Here is a 13622-nt window from a genome sequence, read left to right as displayed (position 1 = left end):
TCTGCTTGAGAGAATGATGGCACGTTAATGGAGAGCTTCTTTACGAGAACTTCCTCGTATCCATCATCTCTCTCCAAGATTACCCGCCATTTCCATTCCCCGCCCGGGCTTTCGTCTGCCATTGTGTTGTAGCGGAGTCGAATCAAATTGCTCATCGAGAGTGCCTGAGGACCACGTCTGATGCGAGAGATCGAGAACAACTTTCGCCATTGCCGAATGAAAGGCGAGCAGCTTGCCCAACCTAGAAAGTCTCGCCGATGCTAGCTCGCTCTTTCTTGAAGCAGTTCAAACTTAAGCGCTCAAAGATCCTTCTCCAATACATACGAACGTTTGCGCGATAGATGGCTCAGGATCATGCGCGCTCGGCCCCACATCGTGATAGTCCTTTTGTGAAGAGAAGGAGCGCGCTCCGGTCGGTGCTCTTAGCGGACTAGGCGGCCTAAACAGATGTCGGATCGTGAAACCGATTTGAGGGGTTATGGCAAAATCCTCAAAACTTGTCGTTGCGAAGAACGGGCGTGCGCTTCTGGTCAGACGCCGTCGCGACGGGCTCTGGATGTTTCCGGGCGGCCGCAAGCGTGCCCGTGAGAATGACAGGGCGAGCCTTCGTCGAGAGATTGCGGAAGAACTTCCGAAAATCAAACTCGGACCGTTGAAGCTCCGGAAAGAAGCGAAGGGCACGAACCGCCGATCTGGGCACAAGATGGGCGATGCTATTTTCGTGGCTAAGAACGCGTCCGGCCAAAGAAGATTGGTGACACAAAGGAAATCACAAGGCGGTCTGGCGCAAGCCGCGACGGATCGGGCTAACGCCGACATCCCGCTACATTCGGGACAAGCTGTTTCCCAAGTGAACGATAGCCGGTTACGGTTGATCTCCGCTCAAGGCAACAAACTTGACTTCGCCGCATCGCATGGATCTCACCGTCGGACGGGCTTACCACTGGACTAGCGACCGTCGGGTATGCCGAAACAGACAGGAAGCAGTCGCCATCAGGGCCTCATAGCCAGCCACGTTGCACGCGTCGAAATAGCGACTGATCGTCGCCTGGCAGAAGGCGACATCTTACTCATCTCGTCGCCCGCCCGGATTGTGGTTGCCCGCGCCGGATGCGCGCCGTGCCACTTATCTTTGAAACCTGAATCGCGCTATGGAGTCGGCAGCATCATCCTTTTGCAGATGAGCCGAATTTGCGCGTCTACGACCGTGCGCTGTTTCGGCTGCATCTGGCCGGATGGCTGCCCGCCCGAACCAGATCTTCAAGCCAGCGCGTCGGCAGCATCCCTGATGCCTTCGTAGATCTCCTTAAGATCTGCTTCCGTGACGCAATAAGGCGGCATCAGGTAGATCGTATTTCCGAGCGGCCGGAGCAGCAGATTTCGTCCCTCAAAGAAAGTCTGAAGCTTCGGACCAATGCTCGCGAGATAACCTGCATCGCTGGCCTTAAGATCAAGCGCCGTGATGGTCCCGGTCCGGCGAACGTTTAGAAAACGGGCGTCATCGCGGAATGGCGCAATAAGCCGCTCTTGCATCGCGGCGACCAACGCGATGTGCTTGCGGGCGTCCTGCTGCCAGAGCTCGAGGTTTGCCCTTGCCGCAGCACACGCTACGGGATTCGCAGTATATGAACTTGAGTGGAAGAACGTGCGTGCACGATCCTTCGAATAGTGGGCATCGAAGATGTCGCCGCGGCAAAGCGTCACCGCGAGCGGAAGCGATCCGCCTGTGAGACCTTTGGAATAGCAGACAATATCCGGCGAGATTTCCGCCTGTTCGCAAGCGAACAATGTTCCGGTGCGACCCCAGCCAGTCATGATCTCGTCGGCAATGAAGAGGACATCCGAGAGCTCGCAGATCCGCCTCATCTCTTTCAACACCCAGTTCGGATACATCAGCATCCCACCCGCACCTAATATCAGGGGCTCCACAATAAAGGCGGCCGGCGCTTCATTCCGACATGCAGATTCGAGCGCATCGATGGCCACCTGTTCATGACCGCTCGCCGGGAATGGGATTGTGGTGACATCGAACAGAAGTGGCTCGTACGCCGCATTGAAAACGCCCCGCGCGCCAACTGACATCGTCCCCACTGTATCGCCGTGATAGGAGTACTGCATCGCCACCACACGTGTCCGCGGCTCACCGATGTTGTTCCAGTAACCGAGCGCCATTTTCAGCGCCACTTCCACACTGGTCGAACCGCTATCGGAGAAGAAGACATACTCGAGGCCACGCGGCGCAAGCTTCAAGAGCAGCGCAGCCACCTCCTCGGCCGGTTCATGAGTATGGCCAGCGAAGATGATCTGGTTGAGCTTTTCTGCCTGTTCCTGGATGGCGCTTACGATATGAGGATGGCAATGGCCGTGGGTCACGACCCACCAGGAGGAAATTGCATCAATGATGCGACGGTCATCTGCGGTATAAAGATGAGCTCCCTTCCCCGCCACGATCTTTGTCATACTCTCTTGCAGCGCATGCTGCGTGAAAGGGTGCCAAATCGGCGACGTCTGTTTGCGCGTCATGGGTTGAAATCGTCGCGCCGGAATGCGGCTAAGAATGCGTTGCGGAGTGTACTTGTCGAGAGTGGAGAAAGTCGAGGAAGTCGGCCAAGCCTCCGAATCCGTCCGATGCTGCAAATCGTGCTCTCCGTGTCGAGATTTTCGTTGCCAATGAATGCAATCCCGAGAACATTGACGTTTCGACTTCGCAGCGCTTCAATCGATAACAGCGAATGATTGATAGTGCCGAGTGAAGTACGCGCACACAGCACGACCGGAAGGTGCCATCGCGCAAAGACATCAATATAAAGTGTGCTGCCATTCAGAGGCACCATGAGCCCCCCAGCGCCTTCAATCACCAACGGGCGTACGGAATCTGGCGCATCGAGCAAATCGGTATCGATACAAATTCCGTCTGCTTCGGCGGCATAATGCGGCGAAGCGGGTGTTTTGAGCTTGTAGCGCTCCGGAACAATGCGATCGTCGGAAAGCTCACCCAACCGTGCGACCAGCTGTGAATCGGTCTCCCCGTCGAGACCGGCCTGAATGGGCTTCCAGTAATCCGCACTGAGAAAATTGGCGAGCCCGGCGGAAAAGACCGTCTTTCCTATGCCGGTATCGGTGCCGGTCACCACGAACCGGCGGCTCATGAGATTTCGCCTCTGACCTCTTCCATTAGGGCATCAAGCATTGCGCGTACGTCATGCTCGCCGACGTTCAAGGTCAGAGAAATCCTCAACCGGGCCGTCCCCGCCGGCACGGTTGGCGGCCGGATCCCACGGATATCAAAGCCGCGAGCTTGCAGCGCGGATGCAAGCCGCATCGCGCGCGCATTGTCACCAACGACGTATGGAACGATTTGCGAATCTGAACGAGTCAGGCCACCACGCGCGATGATCTCTCGATGCGTGAACGTAACCAGGCTGGCCAGACGCTGTTGCCGCTCGGGTTCATCCTGCAGAATCAATAATGCCTCTCGCACTGCGACGGCCATTAGAGGTGACGGTGCGGTGGCGAAAATGAACGGTCGGCAGCGATTGACCATGAAGTCGCGCAGCACTCGTGTGGTAGTAACGAGTGCGCCTGCGGCACCCAGCGCCTTGCCACAGGTATGAACGATCACGAGGTTTTCGCGGCCCTCATAGGAGGCGGCCAGTCCTCGTCCCTGCTCACCGAAAACGCCTGTAGCATGTGCCTCATCCACCATCAGGAACGCATCATGCCGATCGGCGATTACGATGAGTTCAGCAAGCGGCGCAAAATCACCGTCCATACTGTACAGACTTTCGACCACGATCCAGACGCGGCCGGCTCCGCCCTTTGCCCGCCAGTCACGAATTGTATTTTCCACCGACTGGGGGTCGTTATGGGCGCTTATCCGAATCTCGGCCCGGCCAGCTCGCGCGCCTTCATGAATGCTCGCGTGCACAAGAGAATCGAGAACGAGCAGATCGCCCCTTTGCGGAAGAGTTGTCAGGACGGCAAAATTTGCGACATAACCGGCGCCAAAGAAAAGAGCCGTCTCTGCTCGGAAGAACTGAGCCGCTTCCGCTTCGAGACCTTCATGTTCCTCGCAGTTGCCGCGCAAAAGCCGCGACCCACCAGCTCCGATCGGGGTCCCTGTCTCGAGCGCAGCCGAGATGGCATTCTTCAAGCGCGGGGCGCTAGCCAGCGCCAAATAGTCATTCGAAGCGAAATCGATCCCCGCACGCGGCCTAAGACCGCGCAGACGGTTGTCGTCCTTCAGGGCGTCCAGTGCCTTGAGATAGTCGCCAATTTTGGCCGCTTGGATTGGGCTCATTCGCCACTCCCAGGGAGTATCGGGCACGCAACTATTCTTGTAGCCGCTAAAGCCAAAGCTCCAGCGCCGGCTTCGCATCTTCAAGTGGGCAAGATGCGGTTCTCCCGGTCCACCACCACAACGCGCGATCGATACGTTCTTGCTTCCGCTTCATCAAAGGAGGTATATGCAACGATGATAATTTTGTCTCCTGGCAGCGCGAGTCGCGCTGCCGCTCCATTCAGGCCTATGATGCCAGACCTCTGAGGCGCTTCGATCACATATGTAGCGAAGCGCGCTCCCGTCTCGATGTTGTAGATTTCGACACGTTCATTGATCAGGAAGCCCGCAGCATCCAGCAGCGCGCGATCAATCGATATCGAGCCTTCATAGTGCAGGTCGGCTTCAGTTACCGAGGCGCGATGGATCTTGCCCTTCATCAAGGTGATTTGCATGTGTGACCTGTGCGGACGTTTGCCGGTCTGACTACGCGATCTGGCCTTGAGTAAGCCTCGACGACATGCCGAGCCGCTCCAGCAAATTCGCGTCGCGATCGCGCTGCGGGTTCTTGGTGGTCAGGAGGACGTCACCGATGAAGATGGAGTTCGCGCCGGCCAGGAAGCAGATTGCCTGCAATTCATCGGTCATGTACTGCCGTCCGGCGGAGAGCCGCACGACGCTCTTCGGCATCAGAATGCGGGCGACCGCGATCAGCCGCACCAGCGCGATCGGATCGGGCCGCTCCGCGGTATTGTTGACTGGGACGCCCTCAACCTCATTCCAGAGGTTGATCGGCACGCTCTCGGGATGGCTTGGCAGGTTAGCGAGCAGAACCAACATGCCCAGCCGGTCGTCAACGCGTTCACCCATGCCGATGATGCCGCCGCAACAGACCTTGATGCCGGCGTCGCGCACATGCGCCAGCGTATCAACGCGATCCTGCAGGGTGCGGGTGGTGATGATCTTGCCGTAGAATTCGGGCGAGGTGTCGACGTTGTGATTGTAGAAGTCGAGGCCGGCGTCGGAGAGCCGTCCAGCCTGCTCAGGTGTCAGCATGCCGAGTGTGGCGCAGGTCTCCATGCCCAGACTCTTGACCGCGCCGACCATATCGCAGACTTTCTCGAGGTCACGGTCCTTCGGATTGCGCCAAGCGGCGGCCATGCAGAATCGGGTGGCGCCAGCGTCCTTGGCGCGCCTCGCCGCCGCAATCACATCCGGCGTGTCCATCAGGCGCGTGGCCTTCAGGCCCGTGTCATAGTGCGCGCTCTGTGAGCAGTAGCCGCAGTCTTCGGGACACCCGCCGGTCTTGATGCTTAGAAGGCTCGCCGTCTCGACGTGGTTCGGGTCGAAGTTGCTGCGATGAATGCTCTGCGCCTTAAACATCAGGTCGGCAAACGGCAGGGCATAGAGTTGTTCGGCGTCGATGCCGGTCCAGTCATGACGGACGGCCCCGATGTTGGCGCCGTCATTCCGATCCACTCCTACAGCATCGACCATTCGACTTGCCCTTCGGTCTGGGATAGATCATAGATAATTCGACGAACTATCTATGATTAGGTTCTACTGCAGCGACGCTACTCGAACTGGAAGGCAAGAACACCCGTTTTCTTGATAGATAATCTATGATGTTGCCTGTGGATGAGAACGCGACGACGGCAGCGCGCATTGCCAATTCAATCGCGGAGCGCATTATCAACGGAACGCTGCTACCAGACGCTCCACTGCGACAAGACCATGTTGCGCGTGAATTCAACTCGAGCCACGTCCCTGTGCGCGAGGCGTTTCGGCAACTCGAAGCTAAACACCTCGTCGTCAGTCTGCCCCGCCGTGGCGTCCGGGTTGCACCGCTCGATACAAACTCGGTGAAGGAGATCGCCGAGATGCGCGCGGCGCTCGAATTGGTCGCGTTGCGAAACGCCGCGCCAAAGCTGACGTCGGCCCATTTGGCACAGATCGAGATAGCACTGAATGAAGCAGATAACGCCAAGACCATTCAGGATTTCGAGACTGCCAATCGTGCCTTTCACCACGCGCTGGTGGCACCCTGTGCCATGCCGCGACTGCTCGCCAGTCTCGACGGACTGCAGCTTGCAAATTCTCGATTGGTGCTCGCCACGGCACGCAGTGCCGGCTGGCGCCCGCGCTCCAACCAGGATCACCGCATGATTCTGGAAGCGCTGCGAGCGCGCAACCTTGATCAAGCCTGCAACCTGCTTGCGCGCCACATCCAAACCGTCGAGCGCCTGGCCCATCCCCCGTCCTAACAGAAGATTGGCCATTTGAACCCTCCGTTCAAACGCCTTGCCTTCCCAAAACTAGGCTCGCCCACGTACGTCAGGACTCGGCTCATCCTCGGATATCTCGACAAATGAACATTTTGGTGTCGTGCTGACGTTTGATGTTACCAGCTGCATGAGATCAATCGCGCGATTGTTGACGATAGCTTCCATCGAGAACAATCCGGTTACGCGGTCGAAATCGAAGCTCGTTATCAGCCGCTGATAGAAGTTATCGTAGCCACTGGTTCCTTTGGCTGCGACCTTAGTCCCAGCCTCCACCGATGCGATGGAAGTCGATAACTTCCGGCTGGCGCTCGACGTACTTCCGAAATCGGTCCGCCCACTCTCTCGTGTGGTGCCGGATTCGGACCATCACGAAGATAGTGAGATCAATTCCGAGCGCCGAAAGATTGTCCCCTCGCAGCACCTCAAGCGAGGAGCCAATATAGTCCGCGTGCCGCACCGTCGGTACAATGCCGAGCGAAGGCGCAACCGAATGCGAACGATATCTCCGCGATCAGTTCTTCAAAGGCATACTTCTTGGTACCGTAACCGCCGGACAAGTCGCGGTTGAGACCTGACGGATGGCCGCTAGCATTGCGCTAATTCATGCAGGGCCGTTCGATGCCAGTTGATCGGCTCGAAACAGGCTTGTAGTGGCGGCACCTGCACATAGTCTTCAGCCGGCACATAGAAGGCGCGGTTCCCGCCAATGCGGAAGTCAATCCCGGTCGCCTTGATCAGGTATTCAACCTTTGGCGCGATCAGGCCTGGCGGCGGAGGCGGCGCCGTCGTTGCGATCTCCGGAGTCAAGCCATCGCACTGATCGGTGTTGAAGACCGTGAAACGCTTGAGGAACGGGATGGCCTGCGCTTCGTCGCTATTTCGCTGGCACACCGCTTTTCGTCGGCCGGCACAAAGCGATCGGCATAGACGACAGTCGTGCCGCGCTCGCCCTTGCGGACGTGACCACCGAACGACAGCGCCTGGTGGAAGGTAAGCCACCTTTGACCTGTGAATGCGCGTTCGGTGGCCGCCCCCCAGAGAATTAGAACGTTGATGCCACTGTATTGCCGGTTAGTCGACGCGTTTTTCGGCATCGCCAGCGGCGCTTTCGCCGCGGCCGTACCCCAGGGCTGAACCCAGGGGACGTGTCCAGCCTCAAGCTCGGCAACGATCTTGTCGGTGATTTCGTTATAGAGGTTCGCTCGGTCCTGGCCGGCGCGCGCGCGAGCAGTAGGATTTGGCATCGCGGTTCTCCGCGACGGGCGCCGCGAGCCTCTCTCGCAGCTTGTAACCCGTCACGGAAAAACCCAGCCCGCACTCTTACTCTCAGCCTTTTGCGCAATCTGACTTAGGGCCGTAGGCCCGACCAGGCGTGCGCCAGGGCGCATCGCCTAACGGAAAATAGCACCCGCAGGAGCGTGAGCATAGCGACGCCGAAGGTGGCACGCGGGACCGAGTGCAGCGACGAGACCGGTTAAATGGGCACCCGGGAATGGGGCAGTGATAGCGACGCCGGCATCCTTCATGACGGCGGGCCCCTTTCCCGAGTGCCCCCGGCGAGGAGCACCAAAGCTCTAGCGCGAGGGATCGAAGCCGCGCGGCCGAGACGCTACGCGGCTCGGTTCACGAGAGCCCGGTGCGGGCTCGCCCGCACGCGCAGACATAGTGAAAGACCTGAACGAACGTGATGCAGGTAATCCTGCGAGAACCGCCTGGCATTTCCACAGTGGTCTCAGAATTGGGGGAAACCTTGTCGTTCTGCTGACTGGGAATCCCAGCCTTGTGTTAGCAACCGGAACAAACGACGGGCCACAGGATTCGTCGTATTCGGAGTCTATTTCAATGCTGATGACCATTGAGCGAAAGCCGACAACACGGACGCTGCGGGGATGGGCGATCCACGTTCTCCAGGAAGCGGGCGCCATCCGCGAGTGCGAGGAGCACGGTTGGATGCAGGACCGCGCCGATCCGCATGCGCGAGAGCGCGCCCTCGATATCGCCCGTCAGGACCCGCCAGCTGACGTCTCCCCTCACGCAGCGGAAGCCGCGATTCGCGACGTGCTGGACTCGATTGGTGACACCTGCCCAGAATGCCCTCCTGACGAGGTCGACCAGCGCTAAGCAGTGACGCCGATCGGCTTTCTACTCAGCGGCCTAGCCGTTTCTCCACGCGCTTGCGCACGTTGCCGACCTTTTTGACGGCCTTTTTCACCGCCGGCGCCGACTTTCCCGTCTTCTTCGCCTCATACTGCACTTCGTAGTCCTGCCCGCCGGCCACTCGCGCCCTGTCCTGCTTTCGTCCGCGCGCCGTCTTGCTCTTCTTCGCTACCGCCATCGGTGCCTCCTGTTGTGACCTCGAAGCAACGCAACAAGGATTTCGCAGGTTCCGGAACGATTCGAACTGTGCCAATTTGAATCGGCTGTAGCGTGGAGTTCTTCAGTGGCGTTTCAGCGTCAAAAACCGGCGGCTATCGGCGTCAAGGCGCCCTTCCCCGGCTTCGTCGAACCGGCCTTGGCCACCTCAATCGAAAAGGTGCCGTCCGGAGAGCGCTGGATTCACGAAATCAAGTTCGACGGCTACCGTGTTCAGCTCCATCTGGCTAACGAGACGGCGAAGATCTTCACCCGGCGCGGCCACGATTGGACGCATCGCTTCAAGAAGGTCGCTCATGACGCCTGGCGGATCAAGACGAACTCGGCGGTGGTGGACGGCGAGATCGTGGTACCGGCCGCCGACGGCACGACCGACTTCTCGGTCCTGCAGAACGAGCTCAAGGGCAAATCGAAGAGTATCGTGCTCGTAGTGTTCGATCTGCTCTACCTGAACGGCCGCGATATCCGGAAGCTACCGCTCTTTCAGCGCAAGGCCGAACTCAAGAAGATCCTCAGCGGCACCGACATCCAGTTCAGCGAACGCTTCGAGATAGACGGCCGCGAGATGTTCGCGCACGCCTGCAAGCTCGGCCTCGAAGGCGTCGTCTCGAAGGTGCGGGGCAGCGCCTATCCGACGGGACGCACGAATGATTGGGTCAAAAAGACCTGCGTACAGCGCGAGACGCTGACCATTGCCGGTTTTGCACTCGATGGGACGAAGTGGGACGGCATCTACGTCGGCCGGCGCAAGGGCGACGATCTGGTCTATGCCGGCAAAGTCGACCACGGCTTCGACAAGGTCTCGGCCGCCGATCTGCAGAAACGGCTTAAACCCCTCATCCGAAAGACCCAACCATATACCAAGCGCATCGGTCACAAGGGCATCTGGGTCGAACCGATCGATCCGTCGCCGACCATCGATCAAGCGGTGAACGGAGGCTTCCCCTGGCTGGAGATCAGGTGCGCGCGCTGTAAGACGCCGAGCGACGTGGATCTCGCGGCAATGAAGCGCCCGCCGACCACCTTCGTGCACGATCTCGCCAGCCGGCTGCGCTGCCGCAAATGCGCCAAGGCGGGCCGGCGTCCATCCGCGACTCTGCTACAGTTGACGTGGCAGCCGCGCCACCCTCGAAACGAATCCTGACCGATGTGCAATCTATATTCGATCACGACGAACCAAGCGGCGATCGCCGGTCTGTTCAGGCGAATGAATCGCTATGTCGGCAATCTCGCCCCGATGCCAGGGGTTTTTCCGGACTATCCAGCACCGGTGATTCGCAACGCGGGCGGCGCCGAAGAGATGATACTGATGCGATGGGGCATGCCATCCCCGCCCAAGACGGGCGGTCCACCCGTCACCAACATCCGCAACACGTCATCACCGCATTGGCGCGGCTGGCTGAAGCCGGAGAACCGCTGCCTCGTGCCGGCGAACAGCTTCGCCGAGTATGCCCCGGAGCTGAATCCGGAGACAAAGAAGAAGGACGTCGTGTGGTTTGCGCTTGACGACAACCCGACCGCTGTTCTGTTTCGCTGGCATTTGGACTGAATTCAGGGGCGATCGCGGCACGAAGTCCAAGCCGATCCCGGGTCCCCATTTGGTGTATGGTTTCCTGACGACATCCCCGAACGCAATCGTCGAGCCAATCCATCCGAAGGCGATGCCCGTGATATTGACGATTGAGGAGGAACGCGAAGTTTGGATGCGCGCGTCGTGGGACGAAGCGAAGGCGCTGCAGCGCCCACTTCCTGACGAGGCGCTCAAGATTGTCATGCGTGGCGTCGACAAGGCGGACAAAGTCGTCGGAGTGATCACAGCATGAGCAGCTCTATCTACCCTCTGACGCACGATCGATCCTACTCGTTCGGCGAGTTGCGCGCAGCTGAAACGATGCTGCTTGCAGACGGCTGCTCAATGCTTGCCGCTGGCTTGAGGACATCCCCATCGCGAAAGTGCAACCCCTGCTCTCCGGTTCCGATATCGAAGCAATCGTGGCGGTGGCGGCGACGAAAGCGCAAGAGCTCGGCCATGACGTTGCCATTGGCGAGCGGATTGCGGGCGCTATCCGCTGGATCAGGGCGGAAACCGCCGAGCAGCAGTTCAAGCGGCTCGTTGGCATGGTCGAAGCACGGTTCGGCAAAGGCGTTCTGCAGGACGAGGCGGTCGACCACCTCAAGCGCGCGATCAGCTTTCGCGGCAAGAGCGCCCATGGTCACTTCAATCCGGAGAGCGACGCCCAATTCCGCGCCTTCTCGAAATCGACGCGGGCGATGGAGGCGCTTTGCTACCTTCTGACCACTCTCGAGCTACCTATCGCTGAGGAAGAAATAGCGCGAGTTGGGTCCAACCCCGTGCTCCGGGATTATCGGCTTGCCTACGGCTAGAAGCAGGCGGAGACCCGCGGAGAGAGAAGCGCGATGTATGCAAAGAACCTTGCTCGTATCCTCGGCTTACTGAACCAGAATAGCGACGTATCATATAGCTCGCAGCAGGAAATGGATCAGCGATTTGAGTCCATCCGCCGCTACGGCCGACTTCCTCGCGGAAGGGAGCGGCGCGAGGAGAAGCTATCCAGCCATCAGATAGCAGCTGCCATCTTCGGGCTCGTCCCGACGCATCCCGGCTGGGCCGGGCATGTGGCGACGGTGCTTGAAGGGTTGCGCCCGGTTGGGGGCGCCGACGCGTCTTTCTTCATGGCGGAGACGATCAGCGATGTCGTCAGCATCCTTCTGGCAAACAAGGAAGCCCTCACGAGTTTCATTCGCATGACGCTGACCATCGCCGAAACGGGCGTGAACAGCCGCGGCGGCGCCGAGGTCGCTTATCTGTGCGACGGGGAAAAGCGGCGAGCCTACTTTGTACCGAGCGGAGCCGCGTCGCTGCTCACGAAGGGAAGCGAAATTGGTTTCGATCCTGACCGCGGCCGGATAAATGCGCCCGCGATGCGCGAGATGTCGTTCACGCAGGAATTCTTTCGGAGGCTGGCGCGGGAATCTGAGCTTGCCGAGCGCTTTCCGGCTCCGCCTGAAGGCGATGGCTCGGAGTACGATGCCGAAGAGGCCGAGCAGGAACGTTACCGGAAACTTGGTGTGCGCAATGGCTCGCGCTTTCTCAATGTCGGCGTGGATAACCAGGTCACATGGCCAAAAGAGGAAAAGCTCATCACCTTCGATCAATACCAGCTCGTGCTCATGCCCAAGACCAAGGACCACGTCCAATCGGTTCACGTCGACCTGATGGCCAACCGCGTTGACGAGTCGACCGCGATGACGATCGTCAATCGCTTTCTTAGCGTGATGGCATGGTGCGACGACAATTTTGCCATCGCGGAATATGGATGGTCCGGAAATTCCGTGCCGGTTCCAGTGTCAAAGCGCGACCTCGCCTTCACAACGGCGCATGACTACATTTTTGATCGGAAGATACCGGGTGCCGAGGAGGCACGGCGTGCGCTTGCGCTGTACCGGGAAGCGCGCAATGCACAGCAAAATGGTTTCATCAGCTATGCCGTGTTGAACTATTACAAGATCATCGAGATCCGACATCCCGGCAAGGAGGCCGCGCGGACATGGTTTCGCACTCATTTTGAAGCGTTGCAGATTGAGTCCAAGGATGACGACGACATCAACCGCTTCCTGGCCTTATGCGGCAACGACCCGCCGCACAAATACATCCACGATTCATGCCGCATCGCGGTCGCTCACGCAGGTAAGCACTCGAAATCCGATCCCGATGATGCCCACGAGATCGTTCGTCTGCACACGGCGGCCCGTGTCATGCACAAATTGGCGCGTCGCTTCATCGAGCAGGAGTTTACCGTTTCGGACGTGATGTACTCCGGCGACTGAGCCGGGAGACGGGCTTGCTCCGCGGCTCACATCGGCCGGCTCCTATCGCTTGCGCTGCCGGCAGGCGCAACGGGGCCAAAAACCAAGGAGCCGAGTTGACACAGAACCACAATGTTCCTATTTTGTTCTTATGCCAATTTGCCGGGGACGTCAGCGGTCCGGCGGGATTTCGGGATTGCTCGGCGCGCGCACCGATCTATGGTCTATCAGGAGTGGAACGCCCTTGGTTAGCAATTTGTTAACGCGGTTCTGCAGTAGTTGCGACGCTCAGAGGGCTGGTCTGGTGCCGACATCTCCAAGTGCAAACCTCGGAAGGCAGACACGCCCTCCCTACGACGCGCGGGCTGTTGCCAATTTCTTCCTGGATTTGGCGGACGAAGAGCGCGTTCAACTCACGCAGATGTCGCTTTTAAAGCTCATCTACTTTGCTCATGGATGGCACTTGGCAAGGTGCGCGTCGCCGCTAGTGCGTCAAGACTTCGAGGCCTGGCCGTACGGTCCGGTAATAAAGGTCGTGAGAGACGAGTTCTCTGAATTTGGAGATACCGCAATCAGCGGGCGCGCGACGCGTTTTGACCTGATTGCGGGTTGCCGGCACGTAGTTCGCCCGGAGCTTATGGAGCAGGATCAGGCGTTCGTCCGAACCATCTTCAAGGCGTATCATGGCTACAGCGCCTGGCAGTTGTCGGAGCTAACGCATGAGGCCGGTTCTCCATGGGACCGCCTCTGGAACTCAGAGTCTCCTGTTGGAAGGTTGGCGCTTCGGCTTCGAAACGAGGATATTCGAGCTCACTTTGTGAGCATTTCTCAGCGCTTGAGACTGTCTTGAGCGCAAC

Annotated in this window: 11 protein-coding genes and 5 pseudogenes; 8 read left to right on the top strand and 8 right to left on the bottom strand. The window is 58.9% G+C overall.

The annotated features are described in order from the left end of the window. Nucleotides 1–478: 478 nt before the first annotated feature. Nucleotides 479–854 (top strand): annotated as a pseudogene (locus XH93_RS08180) (NUDIX hydrolase). Nucleotides 855–1260: 406 nt separating this feature from the next. Here the strand turns inward: XH93_RS08180 and XH93_RS08175 are convergent. The 5 genes from XH93_RS08175 to bioB form a co-directional block, all read right to left on the bottom strand. Then, a complete protein-coding gene (locus XH93_RS08175; protein WP_194473103.1) occupies nucleotides 1261–2523 on the bottom strand; it encodes an adenosylmethionine--8-amino-7-oxononanoate transaminase in 1263 nt (420 codons plus the stop codon). Continuing rightward, nucleotides 2520–3149 (bottom strand): dethiobiotin synthase, encoded by a 630-nt coding sequence (gene bioD / locus XH93_RS08170; RefSeq protein ID WP_194473102.1) that lies wholly within the window; start codon nucleotides 3147–3149, stop codon nucleotides 2520–2522. The genes XH93_RS08175 and bioD overlap by 4 nt, the downstream gene beginning before the upstream one ends. After that, a complete protein-coding gene (locus XH93_RS08165) occupies nucleotides 3146–4300 on the bottom strand; it encodes an 8-amino-7-oxononanoate synthase (protein WP_194473101.1) in 1155 nt (384 codons plus the stop codon). Before XH93_RS08165 ends, bioD begins: the two co-directional genes overlap by 4 nt. Nucleotides 4301–4380: 80 nt before the next feature. Next, the gene (gene panD, locus XH93_RS08160) at nucleotides 4381–4734 is read right to left on the bottom strand and encodes an aspartate 1-decarboxylase (protein ID WP_194473100.1); all 354 of its coding nucleotides are present in this window, start codon (nucleotides 4732–4734) and stop codon (nucleotides 4381–4383) included. A gap of 31 nt (nucleotides 4735–4765) precedes the next feature. After that, nucleotides 4766–5776, bottom strand: a complete 1011-nt coding sequence (gene bioB, locus XH93_RS08155) for a biotin synthase BioB (protein ID WP_194473099.1) — start codon at nucleotides 5774–5776, stop codon at nucleotides 4766–4768. Nucleotides 5777–5904: 128 nt separating this feature from the next. Here bioB and XH93_RS08150 point away from each other — a divergent pair, with 128 nt between their 5' ends. Next, a complete protein-coding gene (locus XH93_RS08150; protein ID WP_194473098.1) occupies nucleotides 5905–6543 on the top strand; it encodes a GntR family transcriptional regulator in 639 nt (212 codons plus the stop codon). Between the two features lie 51 nt (nucleotides 6544–6594). Here XH93_RS08150 and XH93_RS42035 read toward each other — a convergent pair. Together XH93_RS42035 and XH93_RS08145 are read right to left on the bottom strand one after the other, a co-directional pair. Then, nucleotides 6595–6994: pseudogene (locus tag XH93_RS42035) on the bottom strand (Lrp/AsnC family transcriptional regulator); the annotation flags it as partial. Then, nucleotides 6968–7808: pseudogene (locus XH93_RS08145) on the bottom strand (ArdC family protein); the annotation flags it as partial. The pseudogenes XH93_RS42035 and XH93_RS08145, both read right to left, overlap by 27 nt. A 598-nt stretch (nucleotides 7809–8406) precedes the next feature. Here XH93_RS08145 and XH93_RS08140 point away from each other — a divergent pair. Beyond that, a complete protein-coding gene (locus tag XH93_RS08140) occupies nucleotides 8407–8685 on the top strand; it encodes a hypothetical protein (RefSeq protein WP_194473097.1) in 279 nt (92 codons plus the stop codon). Nucleotides 8686–8710: 25 nt separating this feature from the next. On the opposite strand, the gene XH93_RS08135 is transcribed toward XH93_RS08140, so the two are convergent. Further along, nucleotides 8711–8899 carry a DUF3606 domain-containing protein gene (locus XH93_RS08135; protein WP_194473096.1) on the bottom strand — a complete coding sequence of 63 codons (189 nt, stop codon included), beginning with the start codon at nucleotides 8897–8899 and terminating at the stop codon, nucleotides 8711–8713. Nucleotides 8900–9004: 105 nt separating this feature from the next. Here XH93_RS08135 and ligD point away from each other — a divergent pair. The 5 genes and pseudogenes from ligD to XH93_RS42905 form a co-directional block, all read left to right on the top strand. Continuing rightward, nucleotides 9005–9835 (top strand): annotated as a pseudogene (ligD, locus tag XH93_RS08130) (non-homologous end-joining DNA ligase); the annotation flags it as partial. A 249-nt stretch (nucleotides 9836–10084) separates the two neighbouring features. Continuing rightward, a pseudogene (locus tag XH93_RS08125) lies at nucleotides 10085–10760 on the top strand (SOS response-associated peptidase). A 130-nt stretch (nucleotides 10761–10890) separates the two neighbouring features. After that, on the top strand, nucleotides 10891–11322 hold the full coding sequence (locus tag XH93_RS08120; RefSeq protein WP_194473095.1) for a hypothetical protein: 432 nt from the start codon (nucleotides 10891–10893) through the stop codon (nucleotides 11320–11322). A 33-nt stretch (nucleotides 11323–11355) separates the two neighbouring features. Further along, nucleotides 11356–12786, top strand: coding sequence for a methylamine utilization protein MauJ (mauJ, locus tag XH93_RS08115; protein WP_194473094.1), 1431 nt, complete (start codon nucleotides 11356–11358; stop codon nucleotides 12784–12786). Nucleotides 12787–12916: 130 nt separating this feature from the next. Beyond that, nucleotides 12917–13615: a Panacea domain-containing protein gene (locus XH93_RS42905; RefSeq protein ID WP_371814942.1), complete on the top strand. Its 699-nt coding sequence runs from the start codon at nucleotides 12917–12919 to the stop codon at nucleotides 13613–13615. Nucleotides 13616–13622: the final 7 nt, after the last annotated feature.

It is taken from the genome of Bradyrhizobium sp. CCBAU 51753 (assembly GCF_015291565.1).
Classification (GTDB): Bacteria; Pseudomonadota; Alphaproteobacteria; order Rhizobiales; family Xanthobacteraceae; genus Bradyrhizobium; species Bradyrhizobium ivorense.
The sequence above is the reverse complement of the archived record's forward strand: the minus strand, read 5'-3'. Positions and strand labels throughout refer to the sequence as shown.

Coding starts and splice junctions, on each gene's coding strand:
- XH93_RS08175 (WP_194473103.1), bottom strand. CDS start 2,523: ATGACGCGCAAACAGACGTCGCCGATTTGGCACCCTTTCACGCAGCAT.
- bioD (WP_194473102.1), bottom strand. CDS start 3,149: ATGAGCCGCCGGTTCGTGGTGACCGGCACCGATACCGGCATAGGAAAG.
- XH93_RS08165 (WP_194473101.1), bottom strand. CDS start 4,300: ATGAGCCCAATCCAAGCGGCCAAAATTGGCGACTATCTCAAGGCACTG.
- panD (WP_194473100.1), bottom strand. CDS start 4,734: ATGCAAATCACCTTGATGAAGGGCAAGATCCATCGCGCCTCGGTAACT.
- bioB (WP_194473099.1), bottom strand. CDS start 5,776: ATGGTCGATGCTGTAGGAGTGGATCGGAATGACGGCGCCAACATCGGG.
- XH93_RS08150 (WP_194473098.1), top strand. CDS start 5,905: ATGTTGCCTGTGGATGAGAACGCGACGACGGCAGCGCGCATTGCCAAT.
- XH93_RS08140 (WP_194473097.1), top strand. CDS start 8,407: ATGCTGATGACCATTGAGCGAAAGCCGACAACACGGACGCTGCGGGGA.
- XH93_RS08135 (WP_194473096.1), bottom strand. CDS start 8,899: ATGGCGGTAGCGAAGAAGAGCAAGACGGCGCGCGGACGAAAGCAGGAC.
- mauJ (WP_194473094.1), top strand. CDS start 11,356: ATGTATGCAAAGAACCTTGCTCGTATCCTCGGCTTACTGAACCAGAAT.
- XH93_RS42905 (WP_371814942.1), top strand. CDS start 12,917: ATGCCAATTTGCCGGGGACGTCAGCGGTCCGGCGGGATTTCGGGATTG.